The organism is Neobacillus sp. DZ-9, from assembly GCF_059587065.1.
On sequence record NZ_JCAIOL010000022.1, the window covers coordinates 24,632 to 33,967 of the forward strand.

At 36.3% G+C, this 9,336-nt stretch carries 10 protein-coding genes; 3 read left to right on the top strand and 7 right to left on the bottom strand.

Annotation, left to right across the window (positions count from 1 at the left end; translation table 11 throughout):
- Nucleotide 1: 1 nt before the first annotated feature.
- From AC59HZ_RS30195 to ltaS, 3 genes are all read right to left on the bottom strand, one after another.
- On the bottom strand, nt 2-520 hold the full coding sequence (locus AC59HZ_RS30195; protein WP_496549411.1) for an HD domain-containing protein: 519 nt from the start codon (nt 518-520) through the stop codon (nt 2-4).
- 142 nt (nt 521-662) lie between these two features.
- Nucleotides 663-881: a hypothetical protein gene (locus AC59HZ_RS30200; RefSeq protein WP_496549412.1), complete on the bottom strand. Its 219-nt coding sequence runs from the start codon at nt 879-881 to the stop codon at nt 663-665.
- Between the two features lie 66 nt (nt 882-947).
- Complete coding sequence (gene ltaS, locus AC59HZ_RS30205; protein WP_496549413.1) at nt 948-2,906, bottom strand: lipoteichoic acid synthase; 1,959 nt, start codon at nt 2,904-2,906, stop codon at nt 948-950.
- A gap of 476 nt (nt 2,907-3,382) precedes the next feature.
- Between ltaS and AC59HZ_RS30210 the strand changes: the two genes are divergently transcribed.
- Nucleotides 3,383-3,568, top strand: a complete 186-nt coding sequence (locus AC59HZ_RS30210; protein ID WP_496549414.1) for a hypothetical protein — start codon at nt 3,383-3,385, stop codon at nt 3,566-3,568.
- Nucleotides 3,569-3,648: 80 nt separating this feature from the next.
- Nucleotides 3,649-3,828 carry a small, acid-soluble spore protein, H family gene (locus tag AC59HZ_RS30215; protein ID WP_496549415.1) on the top strand — a complete coding sequence of 60 codons (180 nt, stop codon included), beginning with the start codon at nt 3,649-3,651 and terminating at the stop codon, nt 3,826-3,828.
- Nucleotides 3,829-3,871: 43 nt separating this feature from the next.
- Here AC59HZ_RS30215 and AC59HZ_RS30220 read toward each other — a convergent pair whose 3' ends face one another.
- The 4 genes from AC59HZ_RS30220 to AC59HZ_RS30235 all read right to left on the bottom strand — a co-directional run bounded on the left by AC59HZ_RS30220 (nt 3,872) and on the right by AC59HZ_RS30235 (nt 7,527).
- Nucleotides 3,872-4,033 (bottom strand): hypothetical protein, encoded by a 162-nt coding sequence (locus AC59HZ_RS30220; RefSeq protein WP_430061274.1) that lies wholly within the window; start codon nt 4,031-4,033, stop codon nt 3,872-3,874.
- A gap of 200 nt (nt 4,034-4,233) precedes the next feature.
- Nucleotides 4,234-5,385: an acyl-CoA dehydrogenase family protein gene (locus AC59HZ_RS30225; RefSeq protein ID WP_496549416.1), complete on the bottom strand. Its 1,152-nt coding sequence runs from the start codon at nt 5,383-5,385 to the stop codon at nt 4,234-4,236.
- 124 nt (nt 5,386-5,509) lie between these two features.
- Nucleotides 5,510-6,163 carry a potassium channel family protein gene (locus AC59HZ_RS30230; RefSeq protein ID WP_496549417.1) on the bottom strand — a complete coding sequence of 218 codons (654 nt, stop codon included), beginning with the start codon at nt 6,161-6,163 and terminating at the stop codon, nt 5,510-5,512.
- 26 nt (nt 6,164-6,189) lie between these two features.
- Complete coding sequence (locus AC59HZ_RS30235) at nt 6,190-7,527, bottom strand: TrkH family potassium uptake protein (protein ID WP_496549418.1); 1,338 nt, start codon at nt 7,525-7,527, stop codon at nt 6,190-6,192.
- Between the two features lie 206 nt (nt 7,528-7,733).
- Between AC59HZ_RS30235 and AC59HZ_RS30240 the strand changes: the two genes are divergently transcribed.
- Nucleotides 7,734-9,239 carry a nitrate/nitrite transporter gene (locus AC59HZ_RS30240; protein ID WP_496549419.1) on the top strand — a complete coding sequence of 502 codons (1,506 nt, stop codon included), beginning with the start codon at nt 7,734-7,736 and terminating at the stop codon, nt 9,237-9,239.
- The last annotated feature ends 97 nt before the right edge of the window (nt 9,240-9,336 follow it).

The following is a 9,336-nucleotide window of genomic DNA, read 5'->3' on the forward strand; positions in this document are numbered from 1 at the left end:
TTTATTTTCCGGAGATTTCCGAATCTATCCATTGATCAAGGCGGATGATACTTTGTTTTGCTCTCTCATAATCAATAGTTCGGTAATGATGCATACCGCCTTCTTCTTCATCCTTTTCATCAGCCCATTTCACGATTTGCTGCAATGGCGTCCGTACGATATCGTTTGAAGGCAAAAATGAATCCGTATGAAATAAAATGGCCAGGGCAATTGTCTTTGCCTTTATTGGATTTTCACCAAGACGAATTAACAGCTTATGAGCACGTTCTGCTCCTTTTATAGCGTGAATATCATTCTGCTTGTACAATTCATAATCCCATTTTCCGTTTTTATACCATGTATAATGCCCCATATCATGAAGAAGTCCTGCTTTTGACGCAATATCCACATCTAACTTTTGCTCTCTCCCTAAGTGAAAAGCATGATACGCCACTGCAATCGCATGGGCTAGTCCCGAGCGATTTAAATATTTTTGTGCAATATGATGTTCAAAGATATTTATTAATTTAACGTCTCGCATTTGCTCTCCCCCTTCTGCTGCATATATTTCATATATTATATGACAATCACTAAATCTTAGCTATTTTAATATCATAAAAAAATAAAAAAGGCAGTGAGCTTTTCTACCAATGGCCCACTGCTCTTTTATAAAATTAAATATCCTACCGTTTTGATTTACGGTAGCCCGCATCCAGAGATAGTAAATTCTTTTTATTAACCGCTTCAGATGAAGAAGTTTCTTTTTCGTTCTGAAAAACAGGTGTTGTTGAATTTTTTTCCGATTTGACCTTTTCTGCAACTTCACCACTTGTACATCCTGAAAGAATGAATGATATCATCAAAATGAAAATAAACATTGGTTCAAAAATTTTTTTATTCATCAGTGACCCCCTACCCGATTACCTATCAAACAGAAAAAAGAGAGAAGAAAATTTCTTCTCTCACTTTTAATTATTTTCAGTCGCTTTGGTTCCTTTATTTCCTTTTGGTCCTAAATATTCGTAATCGTTCGGATTAATAGGTGTATAACCCTGAGGCTTATAGAATCGTAATAGGTCTTTATAAACAACCTCATCGGACATTTGAAGTTCAGTATTTACCTTATCACTAATATCCTTACAAGCACCGGCTTTATCCATCACTTCACCAGTTGCAGTGGAATAGCATTTATCTTTAATCTGAATAACTTCAGGTGAGACAAAGTCACCATTTCTGAATAGAGCCCAATTGCGGTGATCCTTTGATAATAAATCTGATCCAAACTCCATGTAATCCTTAGTATCGATTCCTAATAAATGCAGTAGTGTAGGACGAACGTCCACTTCACCACCATACTGTTTCTGAATACCGCCTTTTACACCTGGAACATGAATAAATAATGGAACTCGCTGTAAATTAGCATTAATTGTTGGCGTAATTTCATTAACGCCAAGAACCTTTGCCATTGCATCATTATGGTTTTCTGAAATTCCGTAGTGGTCACCGTACATAACAATTACAGTATTATCATATAAACCAGAAGCTTTTAAATCGTTAAAGAACTGCTCAAACGCTTGGTCCATATAATGTGCTGATTGGAAATACTGGTTAACAACTGTATCCCCGGTATCGCCTGCAGGAAAATCAGTATCTTGAGGATCCATTTCAAATGGGAAATGGTTCGATAAAGAAATAAACTTTGTATAGAATGGCTGTTTCAAGCTTGTTAGTAATGGCATTGATTCTTTAAAGAAAGGTTTATCCTTCATACCATAGTTCTTGGTATTTTCATCACTCATGCTATAGTATTCAGCATCAAAAAACTGATCATAACCTAAAGCTTTATACATTACATTTCGATTCCAGAACGTTTTATAATTCCCGTGAAATACTGCTGAATTATACCCATAACCCTTTAAGATAGAAGGAGCTGCTTGATAAGTGTTTTGTGCTTTATTAACAAAAACGGCACCTTGGGCCATTGGATATAATGAGTTTTCCATCAAGAATTCGGCATCAGAGGTTTTTCCTTGCCCTGTTTGATGATAAAAGTTTTCAAAATAAAACGTGTTTTTGTCATGTGTTAGAGAGTTAAGAAAAGGTGTTACTTCCTGGCCATTAGGCATTTTATAATTAATCATAAAGCTTTGAAATGATTCCATTGAAATATAAATGACGTTCATTCCTTTTGCTTTACCAAAATATTCAGGGTTTGGAGCTGCATAATTCGCTTTACGATAGTTCTCCACATCAGTAATATCACTTGAATCAGCTAATGCTCTTTGACTTGATGATTTAATATTTTGAATCACATCGTAAATCGTAAAGTTATAAGCACCTAGATACTTAACTAAATAATTTCGGTCAAAGGAACGGCTTAAGAGCTGCGGACGATCCTTTTCAGCTAGACCAAGATTAAATAAAAACGTAGTGATTGAAAAAAGCAATACAATTTTAAAGGATTTTCTGTTCGTTACCGTTACTTTCTTAAATACCGTTAATGCTAAAACAATTAAGATAAACATATCCGAAAAATAAAAGATATCGAAGGGTGACATTAATGAAAGGGCACTGTCCCCAAGCTGTCCTGCATTTGTCTTAGTCTGCATTAAAACTGGCACGGTTATAAAATCATTAAAAAAGCGATAATAGGCAATATTTGCGTACAATAAGAAAGATAAAATGAAGTTGGTAATAATCATGACAAGCTTTGTACGCTTCTTAAAAAGCAGTGCAATTCCAAAAAAGAAAAGCGCTGAGCTCAGCGGGTTAATCAATAACAAAAATTTCTGCAAGTTATTATCAATGCCTAAGTTAAATTCAATTTGATATGCCGCATATGTTTTGATCCAGAATAATACGACGGCAATGGCGAAGAATGTAATATGACTATTGCTGAATTTTTTAGGTAGTCTAATTTTATTCATCTCTATAATTCTCCTCTCACTTACCAAAATAAGCTCCGGTAAACGAACCTCAATTACTATAACACAGATTCTCAAAAAATAAAAACATAAATTATGCCATTCTAAGTATGATATGCCCTAAAATTTACGTCTTTTTTCTAAGCTATTCGACAAACCGATTTCCCCATTGGTATGTTCAAATCCGTGTCAATTAAATATCCCTTTAATCTTATGTTTGTTATATGTTGGACATGACTATTTTCAATCCTCAATTATATAAGACGATTTCACTTATAATTAGTTTCATCTTTTTCACCATTTAATTTCAACCAAATGATGGAAATTCCTAAGTGAAAGTCATTTCCATCTATTCTATACCTGAAAAATAGAGGATGCAATATGATTTTTGACTTATCTTTAAAGATGGGGATTTTGCATGACTTCCGTGCTTACTGGTTAGTCTAAATATATAGTTACTATAAAAAGGAGAAATTAATATGCCGAGAATAAGGCCTGAATTTACGAAGAGTCCATATTTCGTTGATGAACCCGGAAACTGGCATTTAAAACCAGGTGCACCAAAGGACTTGCAAGTTGAACTAACTAATTATTTGAATAGTCTTGAAGAAATTGAACAACCAGGTACGATCAATGGTGTTCAAATTGAGCCTTATGAACGATAATCAGCAAGTTTAACCGAGTTTCTTCTATAATATATAGCTTTAGAAAGCGGTTACAAAAATAAATTTTAGGAGAGTAAAAAATGAATGTAAATCGTGTAAAACAAATATTATCTTCTTCTGCTGATATTGAGGTCAAATATAACGGAGCTTCCGTATGGATTGACCAATTAAATGAAGATGGAAAAACAGCAACGGTCCATTTACGGGGGCCACTAGAAGAAAGAACGATAGTGGAAATTGGTGAACTGCTCGAAGAATAATTCATTTAAATACCATAGGTAAAAGGCAGGCTTGATACCTGCCTTAAATCATGTCTTCATTTTCCTTATCAATGTCGCCTGGTTGCGGCTGTTCTTGCTGCACAATACTTCCAAGCACTTCTCGTTTATATTTACCTGCATCCTTCCCAGCGCCTGGCGCAATATTTGCCATTGGCAGCTGCTCTAATTCTTTCCCTCTGGGCATTATGCTTCACTCCTTTTTTATAACATATCCATTGAGATACTAAATTATAAAAACGATGTCGAAAAAGTGGTTTTTTAAATAATATGGACTTTTTAGTCGAATCGTTGTTTTTATTATTTAACTAATGTAGATTCAAACAAAAAAATGCCGAGAAAAATACCCTTTCTCGACAATCTGACCAGCCATTCGGCTGGTTTTTTTTATTTGCAGTTAAGAATGCCATGTTTTGCAAGGAGTTGAATAGTCATATCATCCATCGGAGGATTATGCAGACCCGCTCGTACATCTCGATAATATCGCTGCAGGGGATTTTGTAAGGAAAGACTTTTGGCGCCAACGATTCTCATTGCAATGTCTACTATAGAAATAGCCGAATTGGTAACCGTTAACTTTACAGCACCCAATATTGGCCCCATCTTATCCCTTTCTTGTTCATTCGAAATATCCCATTGTTTTGCAACGCTATATAAAAAATACTCTGACTGCATAAGTTTTAACTCTATTTCGCCTATTTTTTGCTGAACGTTTGGCAAATCGATTATGGTGCCCTGAATACTATTAGGTGCATAGTTTTCAGCAAATTGTATGGCATACGTTTTAGCGGCTTTTGCAATTCCAAGATAACAAGCTGGAATATGAAGAAGCCAGCCGTTAGCTCTTTTGTTTTCGAAGCGAACTCGTTCTACGTAGTTCTCATCAGGTATTATTACATTTTTAAGAATTAAATCATGACTCCCTGTGCCTCTTAAAGCGATACTGTCCCACGTTTCTTCTATCTCGACCCCATCTGTAGACCGAGGAATGAGGAAGTTGCCAATTTCATTTGAATCTTTTAATGCTGCATTGACAATAAAATAGTCAAGTACAGGAGACATTGTCGTAAAGGTTTTCCTACCATGAATCAACCAATTGTTCCCGCTTTTTTGTGCGTAAGTCACTGGCCTGCCCCCGCGTGTTGGACTTCCAGTCATCGGTTCTGATTGAGCACTATTAATTAAAGCGCCATGTTTCACCTTTTCACACAGCACTTTAAAAACGCCTTCATCCCATGGTTCTTTTTCACCTAGATTAAGAAGGATTCCCATATGCCAGCCTATCGATAGAGCGGTTGCACCATCGCCCTCGGCAATCATCTCCTGTAAGCGAATTAACTCATATAAGGAAATTTCCTCTCCTCCGTATTTTTTCGGGACTGTTAAAGAGGTATAGCCTGAGGTTTTTAAATCCTGAATATTTTCAAACGGAAAGCTCCCTTCAATATCTATTTGATGGGCCCTTTTAAGAAATTTTTTTGATAGATTTTTCATAAACGCTAACCGCTCGTCAAAAGATTTAATATCTTGAAAATTCATCGAACATCGCTCCCATTTACTATTGTTATTTCTATAGTAACATGCCTTCAACCATCCATCATTTTTTATTGTGAATGTAAAAATGATAGACCAAAACAGCCCCCCAATTAATTGGGGGGCCTTTTTATTGAAGATTAGCAAAACGCTCAAGGTCACGATTTTCACCAATGACAACTAAGACATCTCCATAACCGATTTTTTCATCTGGTGAAGGTGATATATTAATTTCGTTATCATGGCGAATGGCAATTACACTAATATTATATTCTGCCCTTAGGTCTATCTCTCTTAAAGTTTTTTCCACCATCCTATCAGGGATTTTCACCTCTTCAACACTATAATCCTTTGAGATTTCGATAAAATTCAACACGTTAGGTGATAAAAGCTGATGAGCCACTCTAATTCCCATATCACGTTCAGGAAATACGACCCAGTCTGCACCAACCTTTTTAAGCACCTGACCATGAAGCTTATTTAAAGCTTTTGCGATTACCTTTTTAACCCCCAGTTCCTTTAAGAGCAAAACGCTTAAAATGCTAGCTTGGATATCATTGCCGATGGCCACAATCACATTGTCAAAGTTAAGGATTCCAATTGATTTTAATGCCTCTGAATCAGTTGAATCCGCTATGACTGCATGTGTCACATAAGGATGGGAGTCCTCCACCCTTTCTTCATTCACATCAATACCAAGTACTTCCTGGCCGGATTCATATAATTTATTGGCAATACTTACCCCAAACCTTCCTAAACCAATTACTGCGTATTGATCAGCCATATCGTCAATATACCTCCTTGATGTTTTTACCCTATCATGATTTTGCCCTTTGGATATCTGAATGCATCTGGGTTTCTCCGCATCGTTACCGCAAAAGCAATCGTCAAAGGCCCTACCCTGCCTGCAAACATCGCAAAAATAATGACTCCCTTTCCAACCGAAGATAATTCCGGGGTCAATCCCATTGAGAGCCCAACGGTTGCAAATGCAGAGGTTGCTTCAAATAAAATCATTAAAAAATTTTTTCCTTGCTCTGTAATCGTTAAAACAAGGGATGTTATCATCACTAAAAATAAACCGCTGACCGTAACCGTCAATGCTTTATAGATGGTTTCATAAACAATTCGCTGGCGATAAAAGATCACATCCTCTTTTCCGCGAATTTGTGACCAAACAGCGCCAATTAAGGTGGTAAAGGTGGTCGTTTTAATACCGCCTCCCGTTGACCCTGGCGAAGCACCGATAAACATTAAAAAAATGATGAGAAGTAAAGACGTCTGTGTTAAATCTCCGATATTCAAGGTATTTGCCCCAGCGGTTCTGGCGGTAACTGATTGGAATAACGAACCAAGAACTTTTCCATGGAGTGACAACGGTTTTAGTGTTTTTTCATTAGGTAGCTCTAAAAAAAAGATTCCGATCGTTCCTAATGCCAGTAAAAATAAACTAGTCATGATGACAACCTTTGTATGTAAGGATAATCGTTTTGATTTTCTAAATTCAAATACTTCATTCATTACGATAAAGCCAATCCCGCCTAAGGTGATTAACGCACAAACAGTTAATGTCACCGTTGGATCATCAACATAGCTTGTTAAACTATGAAATTCACCCATTAAATCAAAGCCTGCATTATTAAAATTAGAAATTGAATGAAATAAGCCAAAATAAATAGCTCTTCCTAAAGGCATATCAAAGGAAAAACGAATCGTTAATAGTAATGCACCGATAAATTCAACGACGGCAGTAAAGATTAAAATACGTCTTGCTAACCTTACAATTCCATCCATAGATAAATTATTTAACGATTCTTGGAGTAATATTCTTTCCTTTAAGGAAATTCTTTTTCCAAGCAGCAAGGTAAAGAGCGTCGCAAAGGTCATAAATCCTAGACCGCCAACCTGGATTAAAGATAAGATAACTAATTGCCCAAAAATCGTAAAAGTTGTCCCGGTATCGACCACAACAAGCCCGGTTACACAGGTGGCTGAGGTAGCTGTAAACAATGCATTTAAAAACGATAGGCCCCTGCCATCCGTAGTCGAAGAAGGTAACGTCAGTAATAAAGCACCTATTATAATAATGACGGCAAAACCCAGTACGAGAATCTTAGGTGGATCAAGAAAATTCTTTTTTCGCTGCATAATATTCCCCCTATCCTGCGTAATATCCAATTTTACTTTTTCCAAACCTTTACCTAATTATTTTGTAATTTTAATAGAATTGTGTCTAACCTCACAGTCAAAGATAGAAAATTGTTTTATAATACTCAAAGAAAATTTTCCCAAACCAAATGATTAATTATTGGAATTTGATTGATAAAAACGTGCACTATTAGGGGGATTACTTTATGAACCAAGGAACAAAACAACTTTTTATTCAAACGGGTAGTCTTGTTGCAGGCTTTATGACCTGGGTACTTATTTCATCTCTTATGCCTTTTATCAAGGCAGATATTCACCTTTCCTCAACTCAGATTGCCTGGGCAACTGCCGTTCCTGTTATTTTAGGCTCCCTTCTTAGGGTTCCGATAGGTTATTGGACGAATCGTTATGGTGCAAGAAAATTGTTTTCAAGCAGTTTTATCATTCTCCTTATACCAATTGCTGTAATTAGTTATGCGAATTCGTTACTCATGTTAATAATAGGCGGTTTTATGCTTGGAGTTGGCGGAGCAATCTTTTCAATCGGTGTCACTTCTTTACCAAAATATTATGTAAAAGCTAAACATGGCTTCATCAATGGGGTTTATGGGGCTGGGAATATTGGAACAGCGGTTACATCCTTTTTAGCTCCTGTTTTAGCCAATCATTTTGGCTGGAGAATGACTATTAAGCTATACCTTATTGTCGTTTTAGTTTTTGCCTTAATTAATTTTCTCTTAGGTGATCGAGAAGAAAAGAAAGTCATTCATCCATTATCAGAGCAAGTCAAGGAAGTATATAAAAACCCAAAACTTTGGTTCTTAAGCTTGTTTTATTTTATTACATTTGGTTCATTTGTGGCTTTCACCATTTATCTGCCTTCATTCTTAGTCAATCATTTTGAATTGAATAAGGTGGATGCCGGCCTGCGGACAGCAGGCTTTATTGCTTTAGCAACATTATTCAGACCATTCGGAGGCTGGCTCGGAGATAAAATTAATCCATTTCTTATCCTTATGGCAGTATTTTTCAGCCTGACATTTGCTGGATTTCTTTTATCATTTACCCCATCTTTACCTATATATTCTTTTGGCTGTTTACTTGTTGCGTTCTTTGCCGGCATCGGTAACGGGGCCATTTTTAAGCTTGTCCCGTTATATTTTTCAAAACAAGCAGGTATTGTCAATGGGCTTGTCGCTGCAATGGGCGGCCTCGGAGGTTTCTTTCCGCCGATTATTCTAACTATTCTCTTTAATTTTACAGGTCATTATGCAATTGGATTTATGTCCCTATCAGAATTTTCATTAGCAAGCTTAGTCATTGTTGTTTGGCTTTTTTATCAGGAAAAACTAGATATATCCACCAAAATTGTTAACCATGCCGTTGATGGAATCTGTGTAACCGATAATAACGGGATCATTCAAAAGGTCAATCCGGCCTTTACAAAAATAACTGGTTATACACAAAAAGATGTGATTGGGAAAACACCTAGCGTTCTTCAATCTGGTGAACATGACATTGAATTTTATAAAAGTATGTGGTCTGAATTAAAAACAAATGGAGTGTGGGAAGGTCACATTTGGAACAAACGGAAAAACAATGAGATTTACCGGGAATGGTTAACCATAACCGCTATTAAAGACGACATAGGTGAAACAAAAAATTACGTTGGCATGTTTTACGAAGATATGGTTAAGCCTGCAAAAAAATAAATTAGAGAAGGGACCCTTAATTGAGGGCACTGCAAAACACTTACATTTTTTAGAAGAAACGCCCGTTAGGGCGTTTTTTTGTTAAAATAAAGTTATA